The organism is Aliiglaciecola litoralis (assembly GCF_039523355.1).
GTDB lineage: Bacteria > Pseudomonadota > Gammaproteobacteria > Enterobacterales > Alteromonadaceae > Aliiglaciecola > Aliiglaciecola litoralis.
Genome location: NZ_BAAAFD010000008.1, coordinates 103,658 through 128,161 on the forward strand (window position 1 = coordinate 103,658; position 24,504 = coordinate 128,161).

General features: G+C 44.1%; 23 protein-coding genes. 8 read left to right on the top strand and 15 right to left on the bottom strand.

The features are described from left to right. Positions 1 to 165 precede the first annotated feature (165 nt). Positions 166 to 759: a replication initiation negative regulator SeqA gene (gene seqA / locus ABD036_RS13730; RefSeq protein WP_343860850.1), complete on the bottom strand. Its 594-nt coding sequence runs from the start codon at positions 757 to 759 to the stop codon at positions 166 to 168. A 210-nt stretch (positions 760 to 969) separates the two neighbouring features. Here seqA and ABD036_RS13735 point away from each other — a divergent pair, with 210 nt between their 5' ends. Genes ABD036_RS13735 through ABD036_RS13745 form a run of 3 tightly spaced genes read left to right on the top strand, consistent with a single transcriptional unit; the run spans position 970 to position 4,882 of the window. Next, positions 970 to 1,887 carry an AAA family ATPase gene (locus ABD036_RS13735; protein ID WP_343860852.1) on the top strand — a complete coding sequence of 306 codons (918 nt, stop codon included), beginning with the start codon at positions 970 to 972 and terminating at the stop codon, positions 1,885 to 1,887. A gap of 1 nt (position 1,888) precedes the next feature. Beyond that, a complete protein-coding gene (locus tag ABD036_RS13740; protein WP_343860854.1) occupies positions 1,889 to 2,860 on the top strand; it encodes a DUF58 domain-containing protein in 972 nt (323 codons plus the stop codon). Between the two features lie 33 nt (positions 2,861 to 2,893). Beyond that, on the top strand, positions 2,894 to 4,882 hold the full coding sequence (locus ABD036_RS13745) for a transglutaminase TgpA family protein (protein WP_343860856.1): 1,989 nt from the start codon (positions 2,894 to 2,896) through the stop codon (positions 4,880 to 4,882). Positions 4,883 to 4,939: 57 nt separating this feature from the next. Here ABD036_RS13745 and rlmM read toward each other — a convergent pair whose 3' ends face one another. Genes rlmM through ABD036_RS13765 form a run of 4 tightly spaced genes read right to left on the bottom strand, consistent with a single transcriptional unit; the run spans position 4,940 to position 7,877 of the window. Next, on the bottom strand, positions 4,940 to 6,013 hold the full coding sequence (gene rlmM, locus ABD036_RS13750; RefSeq protein WP_343861067.1) for a 23S rRNA (cytidine(2498)-2'-O)-methyltransferase RlmM: 1,074 nt from the start codon (positions 6,011 to 6,013) through the stop codon (positions 4,940 to 4,942). Next, positions 6,003 to 6,374 (bottom strand): DUF423 domain-containing protein, encoded by a 372-nt coding sequence (locus tag ABD036_RS13755; protein WP_343860858.1) that lies wholly within the window; start codon positions 6,372 to 6,374, stop codon positions 6,003 to 6,005. The genes rlmM and ABD036_RS13755 overlap by 11 nt, the downstream gene beginning before the upstream one ends. Continuing rightward, positions 6,371 to 6,988: an alpha/beta family hydrolase gene (locus tag ABD036_RS13760; protein ID WP_343860860.1), complete on the bottom strand. Its 618-nt coding sequence runs from the start codon at positions 6,986 to 6,988 to the stop codon at positions 6,371 to 6,373. The genes ABD036_RS13755 and ABD036_RS13760 overlap by 4 nt, the downstream gene beginning before the upstream one ends. Next, positions 6,972 to 7,877: a transcriptional regulator GcvA gene (locus tag ABD036_RS13765; RefSeq protein ID WP_343860862.1), complete on the bottom strand. Its 906-nt coding sequence runs from the start codon at positions 7,875 to 7,877 to the stop codon at positions 6,972 to 6,974. The genes ABD036_RS13760 and ABD036_RS13765 overlap by 17 nt, the downstream gene beginning before the upstream one ends. A 237-nt stretch (positions 7,878 to 8,114) precedes the next feature. Here ABD036_RS13765 and ABD036_RS13770 point away from each other — a divergent pair, with 237 nt between their 5' ends. Beyond that, positions 8,115 to 8,381: a hypothetical protein gene (locus ABD036_RS13770; RefSeq protein WP_343860864.1), complete on the top strand. Its 267-nt coding sequence runs from the start codon at positions 8,115 to 8,117 to the stop codon at positions 8,379 to 8,381. Between the two features lie 94 nt (positions 8,382 to 8,475). Here the strand turns inward: ABD036_RS13770 and kdsA are convergent, their stop codons facing one another. The 7 genes from kdsA to hemA form a co-directional block, all read right to left on the bottom strand. Then, positions 8,476 to 9,327, bottom strand: coding sequence for a 3-deoxy-8-phosphooctulonate synthase (gene kdsA / locus ABD036_RS13775; RefSeq protein WP_343860866.1), 852 nt, complete (start codon positions 9,325 to 9,327; stop codon positions 8,476 to 8,478). A gap of 156 nt (positions 9,328 to 9,483) precedes the next feature. Then, positions 9,484 to 10,299 (bottom strand): SirB1 family protein, encoded by an 816-nt coding sequence (locus ABD036_RS13780; RefSeq protein ID WP_343860868.1) that lies wholly within the window; start codon positions 10,297 to 10,299, stop codon positions 9,484 to 9,486. An 85-nt stretch (positions 10,300 to 10,384) separates the two neighbouring features. Further along, positions 10,385 to 10,762 carry a SirB2 family protein gene (locus ABD036_RS13785; RefSeq protein ID WP_343860870.1) on the bottom strand — a complete coding sequence of 126 codons (378 nt, stop codon included), beginning with the start codon at positions 10,760 to 10,762 and terminating at the stop codon, positions 10,385 to 10,387. A gap of 223 nt (positions 10,763 to 10,985) precedes the next feature. After that, positions 10,986 to 12,551, bottom strand: coding sequence for a DUF3369 domain-containing protein (locus ABD036_RS13790; RefSeq protein WP_343860872.1), 1,566 nt, complete (start codon positions 12,549 to 12,551; stop codon positions 10,986 to 10,988). Positions 12,552 to 12,654: 103 nt separating this feature from the next. Then, positions 12,655 to 13,503, bottom strand: a complete 849-nt coding sequence (prmC, locus tag ABD036_RS13795) for a peptide chain release factor N(5)-glutamine methyltransferase (RefSeq protein WP_343860874.1) — start codon at positions 13,501 to 13,503, stop codon at positions 12,655 to 12,657. Between the two features lie 5 nt (positions 13,504 to 13,508). Continuing rightward, positions 13,509 to 14,597 (bottom strand): peptide chain release factor 1, encoded by a 1,089-nt coding sequence (prfA, locus tag ABD036_RS13800; RefSeq protein WP_343860876.1) that lies wholly within the window; start codon positions 14,595 to 14,597, stop codon positions 13,509 to 13,511. Between the two features lie 15 nt (positions 14,598 to 14,612). Then, positions 14,613 to 15,887 (bottom strand): glutamyl-tRNA reductase, encoded by a 1,275-nt coding sequence (gene hemA, locus ABD036_RS13805; RefSeq protein ID WP_343860878.1) that lies wholly within the window; start codon positions 15,885 to 15,887, stop codon positions 14,613 to 14,615. Positions 15,888 to 16,015: 128 nt separating this feature from the next. Here hemA and lolB point away from each other — a divergent pair, with 128 nt between their 5' ends. From lolB to ABD036_RS13820, 3 genes are all read left to right on the top strand, one after another. After that, on the top strand, positions 16,016 to 16,618 hold the full coding sequence (lolB, locus tag ABD036_RS13810) for a lipoprotein insertase outer membrane protein LolB (RefSeq protein WP_343860880.1): 603 nt from the start codon (positions 16,016 to 16,018) through the stop codon (positions 16,616 to 16,618). Further along, a complete protein-coding gene (gene ispE / locus ABD036_RS13815; RefSeq protein ID WP_343860882.1) occupies positions 16,603 to 17,502 on the top strand; it encodes a 4-(cytidine 5'-diphospho)-2-C-methyl-D-erythritol kinase in 900 nt (299 codons plus the stop codon). The genes lolB and ispE overlap by 16 nt, the downstream gene beginning before the upstream one ends. Positions 17,503 to 17,605: 103 nt before the next feature. Beyond that, complete coding sequence (locus ABD036_RS13820) at positions 17,606 to 18,553, top strand: ribose-phosphate pyrophosphokinase (RefSeq protein WP_343860884.1); 948 nt, start codon at positions 17,606 to 17,608, stop codon at positions 18,551 to 18,553. A 142-nt stretch (positions 18,554 to 18,695) separates the two neighbouring features. Here the strand turns inward: ABD036_RS13820 and ABD036_RS13825 are convergent, their stop codons facing one another. Further along, complete coding sequence (locus ABD036_RS13825; RefSeq protein WP_343860886.1) at positions 18,696 to 19,928, bottom strand: Vgb family protein; 1,233 nt, start codon at positions 19,926 to 19,928, stop codon at positions 18,696 to 18,698. 487 nt (positions 19,929 to 20,415) lie between these two features. Here ABD036_RS13825 and ABD036_RS13830 point away from each other — a divergent pair, with 487 nt between their 5' ends. After that, a complete protein-coding gene (locus tag ABD036_RS13830) occupies positions 20,416 to 21,723 on the top strand; it encodes a class II fumarate hydratase (RefSeq protein ID WP_343860887.1) in 1,308 nt (435 codons plus the stop codon). A 111-nt stretch (positions 21,724 to 21,834) separates the two neighbouring features. Here the strand turns inward: ABD036_RS13830 and ABD036_RS13835 are convergent, their stop codons facing one another. Continuing rightward, on the bottom strand, positions 21,835 to 23,811 hold the full coding sequence (locus ABD036_RS13835) for an alpha/beta hydrolase family protein (RefSeq protein ID WP_343860889.1): 1,977 nt from the start codon (positions 23,809 to 23,811) through the stop codon (positions 21,835 to 21,837). Then, the gene (locus tag ABD036_RS13840; RefSeq protein WP_343860891.1) at positions 23,808 to 24,416 is read right to left on the bottom strand and encodes a hypothetical protein; all 609 of its coding nucleotides are present in this window, start codon (positions 24,414 to 24,416) and stop codon (positions 23,808 to 23,810) included. The genes ABD036_RS13835 and ABD036_RS13840 overlap by 4 nt, the downstream gene beginning before the upstream one ends. Positions 24,417 to 24,504 lie beyond the last annotated feature (88 nt).

Here is a 24,504-nt window from a genome sequence, read left to right on the forward strand (position 1 = left end):
ATTAGGTACGAAAACTCGCCATGATAATCGCAAAAATAGCATCATTGATGTGTGTTTCAGAAGATTCGCTTTTACTTATTCTCATTAGCAATTTGAAATCTTTATGTAAAATTTAATTGCGCTTCACATCTTATCGATCAGTTCAGGTTTAGTCATATTTGCGTTCTAGGCGTTAAACAACTTACTCAAACGCTCTACGTTACTTTTTGAATATCCTAACAACTCTGCAGTTTGTAGCAGCATGCTGCACTTTTTGTCAGTATTGTTATTGGTTACTACCCAAAACGGTGATCCAGGAATAGATTTAGGGTTGGTGCTGCTGCCGCTTTTAAGTAATGTATCTTTGTCTTGGGCAAAGTACAAACGTCCCTTACCTTTTATCTCTAAAACCACATCAAAACGAGTAGGATGCGTTTGATGCAAAGCACCCAGCATGAGTAGAAATCGCTCTACTTTGCTCATCGGTTGTTGATATTTTTCATGCTTAAGTAGATTAAACAACGTTCCCGCATCTACGACGTTGCCCTCATCCTTGGCAATCTCTGACTTGTTAGTGGGCTTTTTAATTTTGTTGATCTCACGAACCGCTTTGGTCACTTGCTTAGGTTTGGTAACGTCCACATGAGTGTTACCCCCACGCTTAAGGCCCAGTTCTTCGATCAAGATCCGACGTAGTATGTCTGAGGCACTCTCACCAATATGCTTAGTTTGAGAGGCAATAAAAGCGTAGAGCTCATCATCGACCGTAATTGTTTTCATTGTTCCATTTTTTCAACTGCTCTTTGGGTACCTCATTATAAAACCAACAGAGCAGTTTTTTCAGTAAAAAATTGTCTTATCTATAACAAACTGGTTTTTTCAATGAAACGAATGGCTTGGGTAAATTTACATACCTGTGTATTGTTGCTTGAGCTTACAGCCCTTCACAGATGGTCTAAGATTAAGTTATTCACCAAAGGTTGACGAACTATGCAGCAAAAGATCCAACAAGTAATTAATCAAATCGCTGGTAAAGTCATTGGCAAAAATCAACAAATTAAATTGGCGTTAACCTGTTTGATCGCCGATGGCCATCTTTTGATAGAAGACTTACCTGGCATGGGTAAGACCACACTATCGCACGCCCTCGCAGAATCCTTAGGATTGAATTTTTCACGAATACAATTTACCTCTGATCTGTTGCCCGCTGATATGTTAGGTCTGAATATCTATGATACGGTTAAACAGTCTTTTCAATTTCACCCAGGCCCTATTTTTAGCCAATTGGTATTAGCCGATGAAATCAACCGCGCTAGCCCCAAAACCCAAAGTGCATTGCTAGAAGCGATGGAAGAAAAGCAAGTGAGTCTTGACGGTGAAACACGACCCTTGCCCTCACCTTTTTTCGTCATTGGCACCCAAAATCCAATGCATCAATCAGGTACCTACCCGTTACCTGAATCTCAACTAGACCGGTTTTTAATGCGTGTTCAATTAGGCTATCCGGATTGGCAAGCAGAAAAACAGATGTTGTTGCATGCTGACAAAGGTCAATCAAAGGCTATTGAACCTGTGATGTCGTTATCTGAATTTAACAAGCTGCAAACTCAAGTCGCCGATGTACATGCCTCCGATAACATTCTTGATTATATTCTTAAATTGGTGACCCATAGCCGTGAACAAGAAGGGTTCCCAAATCCATTATCGCCACGTGCGAGCAAGGCATTGGCCAAAGCGTCAAAAGCTTGGGCCTTAGTGCATGGTCGTGACTATGTGGTACCTGAAGACATTCAAGCAATATTACCTGCTGTAGCCGAACATAGAATGCGTTCATCGATGGCCGACTTTAATGGTCAAACAAGCTTGAGTACGCGATTATTAGAAGCGATCGACCCTCTGGCCGCTTAACATGAAAATTTGGCAACGACGCCTGTCCACCTGGTTGGATAAACGTATCCCAGCAGCCCGTCATTTTACCTTGGGCTATAAAAATATATTTATCTTCCCATCTCGATTTGGTGGGTTGTATTTGATTTTGTGTATAGGACTCTTTCTTTTAGGCAGTAATTACCAAAATAACCTGATGACGATTTTGTGTTACTTCTTAATTTCGCTATTTTTATTAAATTTATTCGTCGCCTATTTAAACTTTGCCAAATTGGATATTCAGCTAGGAAAAGTGCAGAATTGCTTTGCCAAGGATACCATCCAACTTCCGATCTGGATAAATCACACAAAAGAGCCTGCACACGGCTTGATCAGTTTGCATTTTTGGCAACACAAAGACAGTGTTACGGCTGACTTAGACGACTATAGCAATCCTATCTATCTGGCATTACTGTGTGAAAAAAGGGGACCGTTAACGCTTTCAAGAGTGACCTTTAGTAGCACCTATCCGCTGGGTTTGTTTCGTTGCTGGACGCACCTGCAATTTAGCTCTGACATATTGATCTATCCAACTCCCCTCATCTGTAGCGTTACTTTGCAGTCACAGCTTAACGATGATAACCAGCCAAACACCTCTCAACACGTTCAGCGTGGACACGATGACTTCGATAGTCTAGCACCTTATAAACAAGGTGAGCCACTTCATCATGTGGCATGGAAGCAGGTGGCAAAAGGACAAGGCATGATTTCCAAACAGTTTAGCAATCAAAGCGGTTCATCTGGCTGGTTAACCTTAGCTAGCGTCCCCGCCAATGACATAGAAATAAAACTGTCACAACTTTGCTATCAGGTCATTGAGCTCACTCGCACTAACCAAGCGTTTGGACTGGATTTAGGCTCACAAAAGATAGCCCTAGACAGTGGCATTGAACACCAACATAGATGTCTGTCCGCACTCGCGCAATATCGCGCTCCAATGCAGAGTTCAAACTAAATGTTTAGGGTGGCAAAAAATCACGGACACTTGGTGCTAACCGCGACTTTTTTATGTGTCAGTCTCAGTTTGCTAGAGCCGGTGATGAGTTGGATCATTATTTTAGTTGTCTGTGCGGTGATAATGCGGCTTGCACTGTATCTGCAATTACAAAAGCATGCTCCATCGGTTCGCACTTTAAACTTGTTAGCGCTACTCAGCGCAATCGTATTAGCCTATTTTAGCTTTCAACTCGGTGTGTTGCTGGGCATGCTAAACCTATTAGTATTGGCCTGTGCGTTGAAACTCATGCTATTACGCTCAAACAAAGACTATTACCAACTCGTGACTAGTTGCGGCTTTTTAATTGGCTGCGGCTTTATCTTCCAACAAGGGATTGGTTTTAGTGTTTTTTATCTTGCCTTAACCATGCTGTTGATGTTGTCTTTAGCATGTCAAAATAGCCCAGCTCGTTCAATCCAAACTAACAGCAAGCATATTGCACTGATGAGTGCACAAGCTGCACCAATATGCGGGCTGTTGTTTATCGTCATGCCGCAAGTTGGGCCGCTGTGGCAAATGCCTTCATCTAAGTCCCATAAAACAGGATTAGCAGAACAAGTCACACCTGGCGATATCGCCAGTCTTTCTCAAAGCTCGGAACTGGCGTTTCGCGTTACCTTTGATGGTCGTATTCCAACAAATCAGGAACGCTATTGGCGGGCGATGGTATTGGAAGATTTTGATGGCAAAACGTGGCGAGTGTCACCACTGCGCAAATCAGTGCGAAGACAATATCAACAATCTAACAAAGCTTTCACACCTTCTGTTGTTGGTCCCTATTTAAGTTATAACGTCATTGCTGAACCCACGCATCAACGGTGGCTGTATGCCATTGATGTGGCAGTCGCCAATGATCCGGCAACAGCAAAAAAAATATGGCAAGGACATGACTATCAACTCATCAGCCGTTCTCCGTTGATGAGCAATTTTCAATACAGCGTCAAATCCTATTTAAACACGCCGTTGAATCAATCCTTGTTTAGCGTGGATAATCGTATTAACCAGCAATTACCAAGCCAAGGAAATCCAAGAACCCAAAGTTGGGTGCGTGAACTACGAAAAGCCAACCCAAATGATTCAGCTTTTATTCAGGCAGTATTAGCTAATTTTAAAAACCAACCTTTCGAATACACCTTAACGCCACCGCTCATGCAGGATCAACCGGTCGATCAATTTCTATTTGATCAACAGTCCGGTTTTTGCTCCCACTATGCCAGCGCGATGGCTTATGCATTGAGATTAGGTGGAATCCCCGCAAGGATGGTAACCGGTTATCAAGGCGGTGAGATGCGTGAAAATGCGTATCTCAGTGTCTATCAATATGACGCCCATGCGTGGGTAGAAGCTTGGCACTCGGAACTCGGTTGGCAACGTTACGACCCAACGGCTGTGGTCGCCCCCGACCGTGTTATCTACGGATTACGGGCAGCGATTGCTGATGCTAGTGAGCTAATTGATTCGCCCTTTTTGCTCAACCGATTTAACGGTGTTGCCTGGCTAACGGAACTTCGCTTCATGCTTGCCGATCTCGATTTTCTTTGGACCAAGTGGATCATCGGATTCGACAAACAAACCCAACAAGATCTGATAAAATCGTTAATCGGAAAGTTGACCCCACAACGCTTAGCATTATTTGGACTCAGTGTGATGGGGATCATTGCGCTCTTGCTACTCACTTTCTTCTGGCGAGCTTTACGCGGTTATCAGACCGATATGATGACTCAGTATTATCTACGGGCTGAGGTGTTATTGCAGAAATTAAATATCCAGCGCCTGCGCCATCAAGGGCCGCAGGAGTTTGCCCAAACTGTCAGTGTCAAAGCGCCCCCTTCAATCAATAAACCCTTTGCGCGAATAACGTCGCAATTTATTCAATATCATTATCAGAATTTGAAGCCTGAACAACGCGCAGCATTGATTACGAAAGTGAAGTCTGACTGGCAGCAGTTAAAAAAAGCAACTAAAAAAATTGTCCGATGAGATAACTGGTTTCAAGAGCCATAGTATCAATTGGATTTTATCGTTGGTCATTGCCCATTAGTTGAGAATGCGGATGTGCACAGTCACTTCTTCTCGATCATGGTAAAGGTGTTTGGCTTGCCATTGATATCGCATTTGATGTTGCTGCAACGTCTTATCAACAATTTGCTTGGCCTGTTGAACCGACTCAAACCGCTGCTTCATTGGTAATTTAAGATTAAAAATCGTTTCTTTACACCACCCTTTGGCTAACCAATTGGCCATTAATTGCGCCACTCGTTGGGGCTGTTCGATCATATCGCAAACCAACCATGTCACTTGCTTTTTACGCGGCGTAAATTTGAATCCATCCTCAGCATAATAGGTGACCTGCCCAGTTTCCATTAACGCTGCATCCATGGCGCCATTATCCACAGCATGCACAAATAGGCCGCGTTTAACCAACTGATAAGTCCAACCTCCGGGACACGAGCCCAGGTCAACCGCCTGCATACTAGGTGCTAGCCTTTGTGACATTTCATTTTGCGGGATGAATAATTGAATCGCCTCATCAAGCTTTAAGGTAGAGCGACTGGGCGCATCGCTCGGAAACTTAAGCCGCAGTATACCAAGGGGGTGCGGGCTACGATTAGACGGATCAGAGTAACCAATGATGGCGTTACTGCCGCTGGAAAAAAACACGTGTAAACTCGGCTTTTTAAGGTTTTCTTTGCTAGTCAGCTGTTTGGACTTTCTTAAAGCCTGACGCAAAGGAACGGTGATTTTGCGACACAACTTAGACAACGCTCTTCCCTCTGTCGTATCAGGATGCTCAACACAGACATCGCCAAATAGGGGGGCATCGTCTAACTCCGCTAAAATAGTGCCGATTCTATCTTCAAGGTTTTCAAACTCGATAGGCGCACCACACACCAGCATTTGCCTAGCAAACACTAAGTCTGTCAGCGGAATAGACTTAACAAGTCGCGGAGCATCGTCGACTTGATGACAGTTAAACAGCACAAACCCCGACTGTTTACTGAAGCTTGGATAACCGTATATGCCCAAATCCGCCGCTTTTTGCACAATCTCTGTACCTAAATCGGCTTCAAATCCTGCTCTGCAATACAGCAGTAATGCACTAGTGTTCATATTCATATGCAGCCACTAGCAAACAAATCCAACCGGCAATAAAGAACAGCCCTCCTAGCGGGGTGATAGGACCAACCCACTTGAGTGTCGTTAGCGCAAGCACATACAAGCTACCGCTGAAAAAGACGATGCCGGCGGCCATTGAGCGCGCGCCCCAAATTAACCATTCGTTTCGCCAAGAACGATAAAAGGCGACAAAGACCAAAATGGCCACAGTGTGGATCAGCTGATACTCGACCGCTGTATGAAAATAGCCTAACGATTCTGCGCTAAGCGTATCTTTCAACGCATGAGCACCAAAGGCACCGAGAATAACCGATAAACTGCCGCTTACCGCCGTGAAGCTCAATAAAAACTTCATAACTGTCCTTGCATAAATTCAACTATGTGGTTAGCCGCAGCATCCATATGCTGTTCCAATGTTAAGCCGCTTGATTTCAGTGGCACAAAACTGTGGTCGGCAGCGATTAAAAATTTAACTTCAATAGCATTGGAAAGGGCATATTGCGCAATGCGCTCTCTATTTCCGAAAGTATCCCGCTCCCCCTGCACTATAAGTGTAGCAATTTCTGAGACTAACAGATGCTCGGTTCGGTGTTTTTCAGGTTTGCGTGGCGGGTGAAATGGATAGCCTAAACAGATCACTCCTTTGCCTTGCTTTTCTAGCGGCAGCATAGTCGCAACTCTGCCGCCCATTGATTTCCCCCCAACGAACAAAGGTAAGGATGTATCGGCGTCATTCACCCTATCTATAAAGTCATCAATTAAGATAGGCATTCTATTAGGCGGTTGGCGCTTTTGCTTTTCTCTTGCTGCCAACATGTATGGAAAATCGAAACGAATGACCTTAACGCCCCTTTTACACAACAGTGACGCCATGGTGTTCATAAACTCGCTGTGTTTATCGGCCCCTGCGCCATGGGCTAATATCAGCTGCGCAAATGGAGAGTCCGGACAATCAATGATCGTCTTCATCGAGATCCCCTCTAACTTGTTCCAACAACCAATGTCTGAAGGTAGCAATTTTACCTAATTCAGCTTGAGATTGATGGCAAACCAAATAATAACTACTTTTACTGATGAGCCGTTCTTCAAATGGGCAGACTAATCTGCCCGAGAGTAATTCCGGTCTAGCCAACACACTATTTGCCAATGCTATCCCCTGCCCTAAAGCTGCCGCTTGTAGCACCATCATGGTGTGACTAAATATCGGCCCTTGTTCCACGTTCACGCCTGGCACATGAAAATTACGGATCCAGGTTTTCCAACTCTCTCGGGTGGAATCGTGCAGTAGGCGATGGTGTTTTAGATCAGTTAAATTATCCAGTGGCTTGCTACCGTCAAATAACATGGGAGAACAAACAGGCGTAAGGTACTCGGTATGTAATTTATCTGCGATCAAGCCAGACCATTTACCTCTGCCATAATACACAGCAACGTCAACATCTTCTTCTAAGAATCCATCATCGAAATCAACGGCTTTGATACGCACATCAATATCTGGGTGATTTTGGCTGAACTGGTGGATACGAGGCACCAACCACTGAATTGCAAAACTCGGCGGAACAGCCACAGTAATGGCTCCTTTATCGCCAGTGGCCAACAGTTTTTCAGTTGCTAAATGCAAAGACTCGAACAATGCTTTTAATTCAAGGTAATAGCCTTGTCCTTGTTCCGTGAGCAATAAAGTACGATTCTTACGTAAAAATAATTTAATTGATAAAAAGTCTTCTAAACTTTTTATCTGATGACTCACCGCAGCTTGAGTCACGAACAGCTCATCTGCCGCCTTGGTAAAACTTAAATGACGAGCAGCGACTTCAAAGGCGCGCAGAGCATTTAGTGGTGGCAGTCGGCGATTCACGCATTAGTCCCTGATTATCTTAGTATTGATTCGAAGCATAACGTAAAACCCCAACACAATCATTAGCTTTTCTAATGACAGTATATATTTAATGTCATTTTACGGTTCTAGCACAAGCCGTTACTATACTCGAAGTGAAATATTTATTCTTTTAAAACAAATTGTTAATTACTCACTGGTTGTTAATCAACCATCAAAGAATTGAATATTTTATATTAATTAAACTAAGAGGAAATTATGAAAACTACAATAGCATTGGGTTTAGTATTGCTGTTAACCAACAATACTGCAGTGTATGCCAACGATAACCCAATCGACCTAACGGTGATTTCAGCAAACATTCAACAGGGATTGCTTGAGAATCTTGCTGACATTACGAACGAAACCCGTTTCGTCGATAGTGACGTACTGTTAGCAGATATCTTTACTGCCACGCATTCTGAAGATCATCAAGTTCAACTTGATAAAGGTGAGAATAGCCCAGCGTTAATCATCGCAGACTAGCTTCTCACCTAGTTTGAGTGATACCGCGATGGTCAGACATAATCAGCATCAGCCTTTATATGTGTGAACTGGCTCGCGTTATCTCAAGCTCAGCTTAATTAGCGCTGGTATCCAGTGCAGGAAGACTCTTAATCAATTGATCAAGTGCTTTCATTTGCGCTAAATAGGGCTCAAGCTTATCTAATTTGAGTGCACAGGGACCATCGCATTTAGCCTGATTGGGATCTGGATGAGCCTCAATGAACAAACCGGCTAATCCAAGCGCCATGCCACTACGAGCAAGTTGAGCTGCTTGGGCGCGACGACCATCTGCGGAGTCAGATCGACCACCAGGTTTTTGCAATGCATGTGTTGCATCAAAAATAACAGGGGCATAGGATTTCATTTCATCCATGCCCAACATATCGACAACCAAATTGTTATAACCGAAACTGCTGCCACGTTCACACAAGATAATCTTGTCATTGCCCGCTTCCATAAATTTGGCGATGATATGGCGCATTTCATGAGCCGCTAAGAATTGTGGCTTTTTGACATTGATAACGGCGCCCGTTTTTGCCATCGCGACGACTAAATCCGTTTGACGAGCCAAAAATGCGGGCAATTGGATCACATCAACAACGTCAGCAACCGGTTGTGCTTGAAAGGTTTCATGCACATCGGTAATCAATGGCACATCAAACTGCTGCTTAATCTCGGCAAAAATCTTTAACCCTTCTTCCATACCCGGGCCGCGATACGAATTAACCGATGAGCGATTAGCTTTATCGAATGAGGCTTTAAACACAAAAGGGATGTCAAGGCGCGTAGTTACTTCTTTGTAGTGTTCCGCGATGCGCATGGCAAGATCACGAGACTCAAGTACGTTCATGCCACCAAACAGCACAAAGGGGTTGTGATTGGCAACAGTGATGTCACCGATGGTAATTTCTTGCTGATTTTTCATATTAAAATAACCTGATCTCGAGATAATTGATGACGATTAAATAGCAAACCGTATTTAATTTCAAATAGTTATGATCGCCAAAAAAAGTCAGCCACATGAAGACGTTTAATGATTATGGCAAATGGCTGTATAGTTGAAACAGAAATTAACGCTAAATTAGTGAAGGATGACTCGACTCATGCTATCCCAATGACGCATTTGCAACTTTAGTAATTGCGCGGATGGGTCTTGTGGACAGTGTTCAATAAAAAACTGATAGTCTGCTTTAGCCACTTGAGGACATTCTAATTGGTGCAGTAAAAAACCTCGGTCGCGGCGCTCATAAGGATCGTTTGGTGACAAACCTATCAACAAATCAACGGCTCTTAGGGCATTTTGATATTTCTCTTCACGAATAAAGGACGCTTTTAAATTGTGTAGCATGCGCACAACTATTTCTTCGGTGGAAGCACAATCTAGCACACCCGCTGGCATCTCATCGTCGTCCGAATCACCGACAATACTCAGATACAAACGCTCTAGTTCTTGCCAGTCCAATATTTTTCCTGTCAATGGATCAATGAAAATGGTGCGTTTATCTGCATTACAATAACGGATCAAAAAGTGCCCTGGAAAATTGACCCCGGTAACATCAAATCCTAAACGCTGTGCAATAGCGCTAAACACGATGGCCAAGGTGACAGGTATCCCGGTTCGATAATCAATCACCTTGTCGAGCAAACAGTATTTGGAATCGAAAAAGTCATTCTCGTTACTGCTAAATGCAAGTTGTGTATAAAAGAACCGACTGAACTGTTTGAATCGCAGTGACTCATCTAATTGCATGTCCATTGACGCTTTAACGTCTTCGGCCAAACTGTCAATCATATCTAGGTAAGATGATACGTCCGTGGCAGTGGTGAACTGCCTAGTGACCAGCAAACCTGCCAATAACGTGTTCTGATCTACAATAGCCTGATGTAGCGCGGTCACATTCGCCTCGAGAAGTTTGATGTTATTCTCTGTTATCGGAACAGGATACCTAAAGCTTAACATTTCAATTCACTCAATTAGCTATTTATAGCAAAAACAACGCCTGCTTAGTCACGGCCATTTTCCCGGCTAATGCCAAGCAAACCATGCCAACGGCAAAACCGGTCCAGCGTGCCGCGGTGGAGTTTGCTCTTTTGAGAACATAGAACCCCATCAAAATATAAATCACGACTAAGAGAATTTTTTGCCACAACCAAGGGTGCTGCAGTGGATTCCATGGCACCAAGAAACACAATGCGACGGCAGAAGCTAACAAAATAGTATCGATGATATGAGGGGAAATTTTCACCCACTTTTTCATCAACATGTCTGATCCACGCATTAGCCAGAAAAAGCGTACGATGAAAAATAAAATGGTCAACACGACCGCGGTCATATGAAGGTGTTTAGTAAAAATGTACATCGGATGTCCCTGTTATTGTTATTTTGACGGCACATTGGAATGGTCATCTAAGCGGCAAATACCAGCTAGCGACCGAGTCATTGGGCGCTACTGTAGCCTAGCACAGGCACCAAATCGAGAAGCATTTTAGCGTTATATGTTAAGCTGCTGATGCAACACTAAATTTTGTTAATATGCAGCAAATTTAGCAGACTAAGCCTAAATCAGCTGCGAGTGGTTTTGGTCACAATAAGCGGATATCAATTGGATCAGGAAACTTCTGTTGCACGGCTTCAATCTTGTTGATGTTTTCTAACAATAGATCAACCAATTTGGGATCAAATTGCTTACCTCGTTGTTGTTTAAACACCTCAAGCACTTTTTCTAGCGGCCAGGCTTCTTTATGAAATAATTTGCTGCGCAACGCGTCATACACATCTGCAATAGCAGTGATACGACTAAAGATATGAATTCGACCACCTTTAAGTCCTCGAGGATAACCATTGCCGTCCCAATGCTCGTGATGATCACGGGCTATCATTGCTGCATTTTGTATGATCAGACGTCGTGAACCTTTAAGCAGTTCGTAACCCACTTCGGCGTGCGTTTTGGCGACTTCTCGCTCTTGCTCTGACAAGGGTCCGGGTTTACGAATAATGTTTGTAGGGACTTTAAGCTTGCCCACATCGTGCAATGGTACCGCGAGGGTCAACATTTCTACTTCCGCTTCACTGAGTCCATATGCTTTAGCTAAAATCTCACAGGTTTCAATCATGCGTTCGATGTGTTTACCTACGCTAAAGCTTTTTTCCATTGCTTGGCCAAGGCGTTCAATGATCTCGCGTTGAGTATCTTCGATTTCTTTGGTTAAGAGCACATTATCAAACGCAATCTGTACGTTTTGACTGAAAATCTTTAACAACTTTTTATCTAACGAGTTGAGTTTACGCGGCATGCCTGACAGATAAAGTATCGAGCCATAGGCGTTTTTGCTTTGGCAATAAGCGACAACATATTCTTCACCATAAATCATCGATTTTTCAGCTAATGCTTTTTGACATGCTTTGAGCTCGTCGCCTTTTACGACATCTTGTAACAAGGCGCCTTCTCGACCTTGGTACTCGCCTTTACCCGTGAATACGTAAAACTCGTCTGGCTCAGAGGTATCAAAGGGCCTTGGTGCTGCAACGGCGCTGGTTATGTAGGCCGCATCTTGTGTACCACCTAACAGTGATGATAATTGTTGGATAATCCCTTCAATAAAATTTTCAAGTGAACGGATCGTAAACAAGTCTGCAGACGCCGAAATGATTTTCTCTAGGCCTTTTCGGTTTTCTTCAATGACAGTGATATCTCGATAGGAGCGTAGTGAAGCAATCACTACCGTAAATAACTTTTGTGCGGTGAGTTCAGTTTTAGATTTATAATCGTTGATATCATAGTTGACGATAACGTCACGTTCCGGCGCTTGACCTGGCTGGCCCGTTCGCAAAATAATGCGAGTAAAATAATTACATAGATCATCACGCACATATTGCGCCACTTCTAAACCTGCTTCATCGGTTTCCATCACAACATCGAGCAGGACAATCGCGATGTCGTTATGTTGATGAAACAGCTTTTTTGCTTCTTCACCGCTGTGGGCGCTGATAAAAGAGAGGCCTTTACCTTGAAACGAGAAGTCGCTTAATGCAAGTCGCGTGACCGAATGAACCTCAGGTTCATCATCAACAATAAGAACTTTCCACGTACCTTTTTGTTCACATTCAGGTTCATCCGTATCTTCGGCAAAAAGAAACGTGTCAGACATGCGGCTACCCCTCGTCATAATATCGGACCAATCTACCACTAAGATTTTAAATTCACCACTTAAAAAACTCGTTTGTAGTCAGAAGGTTGAACTGGACCTAAGGTTATTTTGACGATTTTGCCTGAGTGATCCTAAGAGCACCGTTAAGATCCTGATGATGAAGGATATCTGAAAAATGATGATGCCGAAAGGTTTCCGCGACTAATTCGGATTGCTGAAATCCATGTTCGATCATTAGCCATCCGCCCTTGTTTAAATACGTTGGCGCGGTGGCTACAATGTGCTTAATGTCATCCATGCCATCGACTCCGGAGGTCAGTGCCGATTTTGGCTCAAATCTAACATCACCTTCATCAAGATACTCGCTGTTCGCTTCAACGTAAGGAGGATTGCTGACAATGAGATCGAATTTTGTGCTGCCTAACTGGGTAAACCAGTCACTTTGGAAAAATTCTACGTCCGCAATGCCATTGCTCTTTGCATTACGTTTAGCCAAATCAACAGCTTCATCAACAACATCAACGGCAGTGACTGACCATGCGGGGTTTTCTTTAGCCAATGACAGGGCGATAGCGCCAGTGCCAGTGCCAAGATCAAGCACCTTCGCTTGCTCAGGCAGTGGCAATTGCAACGCGAGCTCTATCATAAGCTCGGTTTCTGGTCTTGGGATCAGCGTATTTTCAGATACTTCTAGTTGCAGTGTCCAAAAGTCTCGATAGCCAATCAAATACGCCACTGGACGACCCGTTTGACGTTGCAGTACCAATTGTTGAAACTGATTTACTTGCTCTGGTGACGGTATTTTTTCAGGCCAAGTGAGCAAATAGGTGGTGTTTTTCTGCAAACAATGACTCAATAAGACACGGGCGTCCAACTTAGGGCTTTCACCCCCATCGAGTTGTTGATAAGCCCAATTGAGTAATTGGGCGATAGAAGATTGTAAATTTAACAATGTAGTTAGTGATCGTCAGATAATGATGCCAACAGATCCGCCTGATGCTCTTGGCGAATCGGTTCTAATAAGGCATTAACGTCACCCGCAATCACGTCATCAAGTTTGTACAAGGTCAAATTAATGCGATGGTCAGTTACCCTGCCTTGAGGAAAGTTATAGGTTCGAATGCGTTCTGAGCGATCACCGCTGCCCACCAAAAGACGCCGAGTAGAAGCTTCTTCGGCAGTACGCTTTTCCTCTTCGATTTGATTTAATCGAGACTGCAGCACCGACATGGCTTTGGCGCGGTTCTTGTGCTGAGAGCGTTCGTCCTGACATTCCACGACCACTCCGGTTGGGATGTGAGTTAAACGAATGGCGGAATCCGTTTTGTTAACGTGCTGACCACCCGCACCTGATGCTCTGTAAGTATCCACTCGCAGGTCAGCAGGATTAATGGCAATAGCTTCAGATTCTGGGATCTCAGCGAGTACGGCCACTGTACAAGCGGAAGTGTGAATTCGACCTTGGGATTCAGTTTCCGGTACCCGTTGAACGCGGTGACCGCCAGATTCAAACTTCATCACGCCATATGCACCCTCACCAATGATATTGGCGACAATTTCTTTATAACCACCATGTTCACCTTCACTGGCATTCACGACTTCTAATTTCCAACCTTGGGTTTCAGCAAAGCGACTGTACATTCTAAATAGATCGCCAGCAAAGATAGCGGCCTCGTCCCCACCTGCCCCAGCGCGAATTTCTAAAAAGCAGTTACTGTTGTCGTTAGGATCTTTTGGCAATAGCAAAATTTGCAGATCGTTTTCAAGGCGTTCAATGTCCGCTTTGGCTTGTTTGTATTCTTCTTGGGCCATTTCACGCATCTCAGCGTCGTCTTCCTGCATCATCTCCTGCGCCGAATCAAGATCTTGTTGCGCTTGTTGATGTTCTTTAAATGCAGCCACAACATTCTCTAACTGAGAATATTCTCGCGACAATGCGCGGAATTTTTCCTGATCAGCGATGACCTCGGCATTGCTCAGAAGCGCTTGAACTTCTTCAAAGCGTTCAATAAGGGACTCTAATTTGCTGACAACTGAAGCTTTCATGGTTTTCCTGTGGTGTTATTCTTTGTCTTCATCCTGATCTAAATCGAGACCCAAGGTATCGATGATCACGGATAATCTATGTTTGTCTTGCTCTGCAGCAGCTCGACTTAATGCTTTAGTCGGCGCATGCAACAGCGCATTGGTCAGTTTATTGGATAATTCTATCACGACTTCTTGTGGATCTTTGCCTTCTGCTAATTGGCTAATTGCCCGTTGCTGAAGTTTTTGCTTCACTTGGTGATTCTGTCGACGAAACGTTTTTAACGAATCAATCGACTGCAACGACTTCTTCCAATTCATATAGTCATTGGTGCTATGGGCAATGATCTGTTCTGCTTGTTTTGCCGCATTTTGGCGACTAGCCATGTTTTGCTCAACGATATGCTGCAAGTCATCGACACTGTACAAGTAGGCATCATCGAGCTCGCCGACCTCGTTTTCTATATCTCTAGGAACGGCTAAATCGACAAAAAAGATAGGCTTATGTTTGCGATTTTTAAGCGCACTTTCGACCATGCCTTTGCCAATAATTGGCAAGGTGCTAGCGGTAGAACTGATCACAATATCTGACTCTGGTAACACGCTAGGAATTTGCGCCAGCGTGATCACCTTGGCATCAATTTGCTCGGCTAGCTCCTGCGCACGAGATAACGTGCGATTCGCGACGGTTAGCCCTTTGACTCCACTGTCACGTAAATGCTTGGCCACCAGCTCGATAGTTTCACCGGCACCAATGAGCAGTACTCGGGTTTTTTCTAATGAAGAAAATATTTGCTTAGCCAGTTGCACCGAGGCAAACGCAACCGACACCGCATTGGCACCAATTTCAGTTTCACTTCGCACTTTCTTAGCTACTGAGAAGGTATTTTGGAACAAACGCTCAAATTGCGTGTTAATCGCGCCCGAGTGTTTTGCACTGGTGTAGGCTTGTTTAACTTGGCCAAGAATTTGAGGCTCACCCAGCACAAGGGAATCTAAACCACTTGCCACTCGCATGATATGATTCACCGCATGCTGATCTTCAAAAGTATAGATATTGTGCTGCAGTGAAGCAGGATCGATACCATGATATTTCGCCATCCAACTTACCAACGCCATGGATTGAAACTCTTCAACCGAAACATAGATTTCGGTACGATTGCAGGTAGAGACAATCACACTTTCGTCGGCACTAACCGCCTGACGCAAGGACGCCAACGCTTCGACCATAGACTCTGCTGGAAAGGCTACTTTCTCACGCAGTTCAACGGGAGCGGTTTTGTGGTTTATACCTACGGCAACTAATGTCATTCAGAAAGGGCGGAATCTATTCAGTATCATTCGGTGCGGCATTGTACGCAAAAGCCAAAACTATTGAAAGTGTCTAACTTTCTGTGTTCCTATACTTAGCAATAAAAAGAGGCGGTAAAATCGGTTTTATGAAGAAACTCTTGGTGGTGTTATTTTTCAGTGCATTGTTTATCGGAGGATGTGCCACTCCTGTGCGTGAAAATCAAAGCGTCGACAGCAAGCTACATCAGCAGCGATTATCCGCTATCAGCCAGTGGCAAGTAAAAGGTCGATTAGCGTTTAAAAGCACGGAAGAAAAAGTCAGTGCCTACATGCGGTGGCGCCAGAAAAATAAAGAATTTGACTTAACCTTAACCACCTTTATAGGCACTACCATAATGACCATGCAAAACCAGCCCGGATTTGCTCAACTTGAGGCTGATGAGCAGATTTATACTGACATTGATGCATCATCATTGATTTTGCAGGTCACCGGCTGGAATATACCGGTCGATAAATTGGCTCTGTGGATAAAAGGCCAATACACACGCAGCGACAATGTGGTTTTTGATGACAATGGACTGCTAAGCTCATTAACAGCAAAGTGCCGCGCTTGTGCGCCTTGGACTTTGCAATACTCCCGATATAAACAAGTTGGCGATGTTTGGTTACCCCATGATATTGTGTTAACTAACTCCGGCGATCCAAATAATCAAATAAAAATTAAAATAAGTGCATGGCAATTAACCTAACATTTGAACAACCCACAGACCTGACTTGGTGGCCTAGCCCTGCCAAGTTAAATTTATTTTTGCACATTACGGGTCGTGACCAGCGCGGCTATCATCTATTACAGTCACTGTTCCAAATCCTTGATTTTGGCGACCAATTGGCCTTTGAAGTGACCCCGTCTGGACAGATTGAGATGTGCACTGACTTGGACTCTGTGCCGGCCCAAGACAATTTAATTGTACGTGCGGCCACGTTGCTGCAGCAGCATACTCAATGCCCATTAGGCGCTAAAATTTGGTTGCACAAAGTATTGCCTATGGGCGGTGGCATCGGTGGTGGTTCTTCTAATGCCGCTACCGCCTTATTGGTGCTCAATCATTTATGGAAAACCAACTTATCACTACAACAATTAGCTGAGCTAGGGTTACAACTGGGCGCAGACGTGCCCATCTTCGTGCACGGCAAAACCGCATTTGCCGAAGGCGTTGGCGAGAAAATCACACCAGTAAATCTCGCTTCGCAGATCTATTTAGTGGCTTTCCCAAATTGTCATGTGTCGACCGCTGAGGTTTTTAGCGCCCCTGATCTGGTGCGCGACTCAGCAAAAATTGCCTGGCAAGATTATATTTTTTCCGAAACTCGAAATGATTGCCAAAAACTGGTGTGTGAACGCTATCCTAAAGTTGCAAATTTATTACATGACTTGTTAGAATACGCGCCGTCGAGGATGACCGGAACGGGAGCGTGTTTGTTCTCTGTTTTTGACAACATGGAAGAAGCTGAAAAAGTAAAAAACAAGCTGCCAAATGATTGTCAGGCGTTTATCACCAAAGGGGTCAATGAATCCCCTTTGCATGCAGCGTTAGCAAAGTCAGAAGCGTCGCTAAAACTGCATGATAATTAAACATGGCAGCGTAAGATTGAGTAATATGTGTTTAACTTTAAAGCCGAGGCGCGCACAATGCGCATTTGTTGCCTTTTAATCTATCGCACCGAGGAATTTTCTTGTGCCTGACATGAAGCTATTCGCTGGTAACGCAGTGCCAGATCTCGCCCAGAAAGTCGCAGACAGACTTTATACCAAATTAGGCCAAGCAAGTGTTGGCCGTTTCAGTGACGGCGAAATTAGCGTCGAAATTCATGAAAACGTCCGTGGATCGGACGTTTTTATTATCCAATCTACTTGCGCACCGACTAATGACAATCTGATGGAACTGATTGTCATGATAGACGCCCTTAGACGGGCATCAGCAGGTCGCATTACCGCCGTTATTCCTTATTTCGGTTACGCACGTCAAGATCGCCGTGTGCGTTCTGCTCGTGTACCTATTACCGCCAAAGTCGTGGCCGACTTCCTCTCCAATGTGGGGGTTGATCGCGTATTAACCATCGACTTGCATGCCGAGCAAATCCAAGGGTTCTTCGATGTTCCCGTGGATAACGCATTTGGCACGCCGATTTTATTGGATGATATGCGCCGTCGAGACTTCGAAAATCCGGTAGTGGTATCACCTGATATCGGTGGTGTTGTGCGCGCCCGCGCCATGGCAAAACTGATGAACGATACTGATTTAGCGATCATTGACAAACGCCGTCCTAAAGCGAACGTTGCTCAGGTCATGCATATTATCGGTGACGTTAAAGGTCGCGATTGTATCATTGTGGATGACATGATTGATACTGGCGGCACGCTGGCAAAAGCGGCAGAAGCTTTGAAAGCCCATGGTGCTAAAAATGTTTATGCTTATGCCACTCACGCAATTTTCTCAGGCAATGCAGTGGAAAACATCAAGAATTCAGTGATTGATGAAATTATTGTGACCGACAGTATTCCCCTTAGCGAAGAAATTAAAGGCCTCAGTACCGTTAAACAACTCACCTTGTCTAACATGCTTGCCGAAGCCATTCGTCGGGTAAGTAACGAAGAATCAATTTCGGCAATGTTTGAGTACTAGTGAGCAACTAGTAACTAGATAAAAATGCACAACTTCGGTTGTGCATTTTTGTTTGAGCATTAGCGGCTTTCCATTTCATAAGGTGCGATGTTGAAAGGCTCGCTTAATGCTCCCCATTCAAACGGCTTCAAAAAGTTTGCAATTAATCGATTGTCACCTGAATAATCCGATTGGTGGCGCTTTGATGAATAAGTAATTTGCCATCAGAGGTTGCACGCATATGTCGCACAATTCCCGAATAGACGCTACCTGAGGGGATAGCCCAACTCTGGAAAGTCTCTGTTTTCGGGTCAAACTTGACCAGTGCATCGGGACGCATTGCCGATTCATTATACCAAATTGCGTCGCCGACAGCGGCAATGGCATAGGGATGAGAGCGTGCACCGCTGGGCGAAGGCCATTCTTTCACTTCTTTGGTGATAGGGTTGAAGCGTCCCAACCTACCTAGGCTTGAATTAACATACCAAAGCATGCCTTGCTCATCGAAATCCAAACGGCGAACTTTGGTTTGGCTATTTGGCAACTTATACTCACGCAATGCCATTGTCTTAGGATCGACTTCTACCAGACAGTTACTGCCATTACAGGCTATCCATGGTCTATCGTGTGCATCTAATTTTATCCCATAGGGCCGTGAATTTGGAGTCGGCAAACTAACCAATTTAATATCCCCTGTGGCGGGATCAAGGCGACCCAACTTGTTGCTGTGCTGCAAGGTAAACCACATTACTCCTTGTTTATCGAACACTGCAGTATGTGGATCTCTGGCTTGCAGATCGGGCATATCGTACGTTGTCATTTTCTCAGATTTGGGATCAAGCATCCCCACCGTGCCGTTTTTATTACCGGTATACCAAATATTCCCCATTTTATCGGGCGTCACAGAATGAGGCATGGCACCGGTAGGTAGCGGATATTCGCGCATTTCGCCCGTTTGAGGATTAATGTTACCGATTAAATTTCCCCATTGACCAGCCCACCAGATATTGCCATCAGGTGCTTCAACCGGATCGCGAGAGCGCTGTCCCAGTGTCGGTGTGACCCACTCTTTGAAACTGATAGTTGCATTGCCGGCAACTAACTTAGGACTGCGCTTGTCATTTGGCCCAAAGTGCTGCGCTAAATAATCCACCAGCAGATTCTTTTGTTTTTCATCCTCAATTTCGATCATAGTCGCAATAAGCGCTTGCCAGTCGTCACGATCATAGCCTGAGCTAAATGATATGCGATTTGTTTGGTGACAAGCGACACAATATGACTGAACCAGTGATTGACCTGCCCCTTCTGGCAAGCCATTAGGTGTGGCATTTGCGTTGTTCGAGCTTAACGATAACAACATGCTCAAACAAAGCAGTAATCTAAAATTAGTTCGCATTATTTGTCTCCTTCGCGCCGTAATGAGCTCACAAGCGATTGTGCAAGTTGTACATAAGCTGAGACTACTGGCTAAGTAACTGAACTGTAGGATAAGTATAAACGATTGTAACGTGACGGTATTATTTCAGTTCGCAAAATAACCAATAATATGAATTTAAAACCAGCACATTGAGGTAATTCACCTTGAATATGATTGCACGCCTCTTGCCCGTTTATATCAATTTTTTGCTTTGTCTATACTTAGTGAAAATTCATTAGGGTTAAACAAAAATCAAAGTGGACACAGTGTAAGCATGAAAAACAGCGGACCTTTATTAACAGGCACCATGGAAAACCACGTTTGCAGCCTCTAGATTGCTATTCATACACCTACTTTGGCAAAAGCGCAGGGTTAAGAAGTCGGTGGTTTTCGATGTTTTTGCGAAGCCTGTTTGCTAAGAGTTTTTGCTTTATCGATGACATTTTATTAAGAGTTGGAGAACGTAATGCTATACGGAAAAGAAACCAAAAAGGCGTTAGATAACTTCCCGATTAGCGGTCTGATTATGCCCGCTGAGTTTATTCATAGTCTCGCCAAAATCAAGTATGCCTGTGCCATAGCCAATAGCAAGCTAGGTAAACTTGAACCAGAGATTGCTGACGGCATCAGTAAAGCCGCAACGCTTATAGCGGATGGTCAATATGACCAAGAATTTGTCGTCGATATTTTTCAAACTGGCTCTGGCACTAGCACCAACATGAACATGAATGAGGTGATAAGTCAGTTGTGCAAAGACCTTTATGGGCTGGATGTTCACCCGAACGATCAGGCCAACATGAGCCAGAGTTCCAATGATACGATTCCCAGTGCAATCCACTTAAGTGCCTACTTAAAAACAAAAAACAGCTTGATCCCCTCGTTACAGGGGTTAAGTGAAACACTTAAATCTCGCGCAGAATCTCTGCAAACAACCATAAAAACCGGACGAACCCACCTAATGGATGCACTGCCGATGTCCATGGGGCAAGAACTCAGTGGTTGGAACAAACAGATAACCAATAATATAGCCCGCATTGAGTCCTGTTATGAGCGGCTAGGTAAGTTGGCGTTGGGTGGGTCCGCCATAGGAACGGGTTTAAATAGCGGCGATGACTTTGCTAACGCAGCCTGCAACATACTGAGTGACTTAACGGGGATAAATTTCACTACCAATGACAATTTGTTCGAAGCCATAAGCGCTCAAGATACCGCGGTAGAGCTGAGTGGACATTTAAAAACACTCGCCGTCTCATTAATGAAAATAAGCAATGATTTAAGATGGCAAAACAGCGGTCCTCTCGCCGGTCTTGGCGAAATAGCCTTACCTGAATTACAGGCTGGCAGCAGTATCATGCCTGGTAAAGTCAATCCTGTAATACCCGAGGCTGTATGCATGGTTTGTGCGCAGGTAATGGGGAATGATGCGACTATCGCGATTTCAGGACAAGGTGGGAATTTTCAATTGAATACCTACTTACCGGTAATTGCCTACAATTTACTGCAAAGCCTTGAGATACTGTCAAATAGTGCACGGCTATTGGGCGAAAAAGTGGTGTCTCAATTTCAAGTCAATGAAAAAAAGCTGCAGGAAACCTTAGCGTACAACCCAATATTAGTGACGTCTTTAAATAGCCTAATTGGTTACCAGGCAGCAGCGAAAATTGCCAAACACGCATACAAAACCAATCGCCAAATACTTGAGGTAGCAAAAGAAATGACCGACATCGACCATCAGGAACTTACTAGGCTGTTAGATCCTAACAATCTAGTGTAAGGATTGCATGTGATCCAAACACCACTAAATTTTATCAACCCGGGAATCTAGCTCCAACACATATGCGCAAGTCTCTTCCCTTGCTTGCGCATCGTTCTTCTTGAATGGGCCTTAGTTACTCACATGCTGTTGCACGAAGGTGAGAATGTCCGTGTAGAGTCGTACAAGTTGATCATCTTCACTAAAATCATGCCCAGCCTCAGGATACAATCGCCATTCGAAGGGGATTTTTGCTTGTTCAAGCAAGCGCTTTATTCTGAAGCCGTTTTCTACATTCACAACTTGGTCTTTTGCACCATGGATCAATAGCAAAGGAATGCTAAGTCGATTGATATTATAAACAGGTGAAATGGATTTCAATTTAGCGTAATCACTATTACTGTCCCCTACATGCTCGGTTATCCATTCTTGTTGCTCAGGACTCAAATAGGGACTTTTTATAAATAGATTAATATCGGTAACACCTGCCACACTTGCTGCACAAGTGAATATCTTAGGGTGTTGTATGCCAAGCATTAACGCAGCATAGCCACCATAACTCATACCCACCAAACAGGTTTGACTGGACCTTATATCTGCTCGCTGCTGAACTAGTTGGGTAGCACTGAGGATATCGAGTAACATTTTGTCACCCCATTGCTTTTTGCCTGCTTCTTTGTGCTGCAGACCATAGCCTCCTGAGCCCCTAAAATTAACTCTTAACAAGGCAAAATTATTGGCCGCAAAAAATTGCGCATCGGCACTAAAATAGGAACTGTCATACACATCAAAGGGTCCACCATGGGGCATTACAATCAAGGGCACGGGTGCAGACTTGCTGGCGGATTGAGGTAAGGTCAAAATATACGGGATATCAAACTCGTCCACTTTAACCGTTCCAACAACCTGACGTGAGGGCAATGAATCCGGTAACCGTGTGTATTGATTGAATAACTTAACCGGTGCTTTCTTGTCTTGATGTAAAACGTACCGGCCTGGTTGATTATGAGATTCTTGATAGACAATTTGGGTTTTGCCATCCAGACTTGAAGCGGTCACGACTTGCAGAATTTCGGTATTCAAAAGTGATGGTTGACCATCAAAGTAACTTTCTTTATAGAGTCCCTGCTCTACCACCATTACGCCTACCGCCTTGCGATTTTTAGCGAAGATCAAATCAACGATGGGTTGGCCTGGAGAAGTAAATACCAGTTCATTTTGCTGCTGTTTGAAATCAACCAAATACAGGCTAAAGGCCTGAGGCTCATTGACATCCACGCTGTAGAATTTACCCGTCTCACTTGCCATAGCAATAGGAATAAAAAATGGTTCGTCCTGCTTACTTTTTTCTTTCTTATTGAGCTCAGACAATTTCCATGAGGTTACCTCTTCAGGTACTGCTGCAGGTTCGTTTGAAGCCGACTTATAAACAGCAAGGCTGACTTTATCAATTTCAGTGCGCAGCAGCACTGCAGCAGGTTGACCAGATTTCTGGAAAAACCAGCGAAGGGCATAACCATCCGCATTGGCAATCACGTTGCTTTCGACAAACTGACCACCGTCTACGCGAGTCAGTTTGGTACGCTTTTGATCGACACGCAGCAGCTTACTTATTTCGATACGGTAGATTTTTGACTTATGCGCACTACGAGAAAAATAAAAAGCACCTTGTTCATCGGGAGCGCCATCAACCAAATAGCCTGGTGTAGACACTTGATACATGACAGGATCCGCGTCACTCGACTCAATATCAAAGATGATCAATTTTAGTTGCGCATTGCTTTCAGCTAACGCAGTTTTGGTTTGAACTTTATCCAATAACATAGTGGCAATGTGTCGATTATCCAGCCACTGCATGTCTCTTAATACGGTATTTTCATCAAATAAACGAGCCAGATCATATTGTTTATTGACGGTTTGAGAGGCACTTTGGTATACCCGCATTGTGGTTTTTTCAGGTCGCATTTCTGCGACCACATAGCGCTCTCCATCGGGTGAGAGTCTAACTGACTGAGTAGACGGGTCGGCGAACAAGGGGTCAAGTAACTTATTCGCGTTAACATTGCTGGCAACACTTGCCAATATCATGCCCAAGATGATTATTTTCATTTTATCGGTTGCTCCAATAACAAAGAAAAGTCATCTTGATAGCCAACACCATGAGCCAAAGGCCATTCGATTGTCGAGGCGTTGATTGCAGCAAGCAGTTCATCCAAATGTGTAGCAAATCGATTCAACCATGCAACATTGACATTATCTTTGGCGCGCACCGCCCCCACCTCGAGCAATCCCAGATAATTTATATGTCCGGGCTTCACTCGAAAACGCCAAATATCACTGTTGTCAGTACTGACCTTAAAGGGTAAATCAAAATGCGGCACATCCACTTGTGTGATTTGGTACAGCCCTTCAGGTAAGTTGACCGTGACAAAACCCGTTGTACCGGTGAAGTCTAATTTTATAGGCTTGCCTTCCAAGTCTAGCGCGTCTTTATTGGTGATACTTTTTGCTACGCTGTCTTCGTCCACGCGCTGGACAATGGCACTGACGTTATGTTGATTCAACTCAACAAAAATAACACCGATACCGTAATCCTTTTGTTTGTTAGTCGGGAGGGTCAAACTATTTCGGGTCAGCCAAGTAGATTGTGCATTTAGCATGGGTGAAATTAACATCCCAAGCGCGCCAGCTATCAAAATATAACTGCGTAACATACTGCTTCCTTTTTTCACATTAAGCTGGCAATAATAGCAGTGGCATAGCGCTGAAACCAACTTTATAATGCGCGCTTAATAAGAATAA

Coding starts and splice junctions, on each gene's coding strand:
- seqA (WP_343860850.1), bottom strand. CDS start 759: ATGAAAACAATTACGGTCGATGATGAGCTCTACGCTTTTATTGCCTCT.
- ABD036_RS13735 (WP_343860852.1), top strand. CDS start 970: ATGCAGCAAAAGATCCAACAAGTAATTAATCAAATCGCTGGTAAAGTC.
- ABD036_RS13740 (WP_343860854.1), top strand. CDS start 1,889: ATGAAAATTTGGCAACGACGCCTGTCCACCTGGTTGGATAAACGTATC.
- rlmM (WP_343861067.1), bottom strand. CDS start 6,013: ATGAACACTAGTGCATTACTGCTGTATTGCAGAGCAGGATTTGAAGCC.
- ABD036_RS13755 (WP_343860858.1), bottom strand. CDS start 6,374: ATGAAGTTTTTATTGAGCTTCACGGCGGTAAGCGGCAGTTTATCGGTT.
- ABD036_RS13760 (WP_343860860.1), bottom strand. CDS start 6,988: ATGAAGACGATCATTGATTGTCCGGACTCTCCATTTGCGCAGCTGATA.
- ABD036_RS13770 (WP_343860864.1), top strand. CDS start 8,115: ATGAAAACTACAATAGCATTGGGTTTAGTATTGCTGTTAACCAACAAT.
- kdsA (WP_343860866.1), bottom strand. CDS start 9,327: ATGAAAAATCAGCAAGAAATTACCATCGGTGACATCACTGTTGCCAAT.
- ABD036_RS13785 (WP_343860870.1), bottom strand. CDS start 10,762: ATGTACATTTTTACTAAACACCTTCATATGACCGCGGTCGTGTTGACC.
- ABD036_RS13790 (WP_343860872.1), bottom strand. CDS start 12,551: ATGTCTGACACGTTTCTTTTTGCCGAAGATACGGATGAACCTGAATGT.
- prfA (WP_343860876.1), bottom strand. CDS start 14,597: ATGAAAGCTTCAGTTGTCAGCAAATTAGAGTCCCTTATTGAACGCTTT.
- hemA (WP_343860878.1), bottom strand. CDS start 15,887: ATGACATTAGTTGCCGTAGGTATAAACCACAAAACCGCTCCCGTTGAA.
- lolB (WP_343860880.1), top strand. CDS start 16,016: ATGAAGAAACTCTTGGTGGTGTTATTTTTCAGTGCATTGTTTATCGGA.
- ispE (WP_343860882.1), top strand. CDS start 16,603: ATGGCAATTAACCTAACATTTGAACAACCCACAGACCTGACTTGGTGG.
- ABD036_RS13825 (WP_343860886.1), bottom strand. CDS start 19,928: ATGCGAACTAATTTTAGATTACTGCTTTGTTTGAGCATGTTGTTATCG.
- ABD036_RS13830 (WP_343860887.1), top strand. CDS start 20,416: ATGCTATACGGAAAAGAAACCAAAAAGGCGTTAGATAACTTCCCGATT.
- ABD036_RS13835 (WP_343860889.1), bottom strand. CDS start 23,811: ATGAAAATAATCATCTTGGGCATGATATTGGCAAGTGTTGCCAGCAAT.
- ABD036_RS13840 (WP_343860891.1), bottom strand. CDS start 24,416: ATGTTACGCAGTTATATTTTGATAGCTGGCGCGCTTGGGATGTTAATT.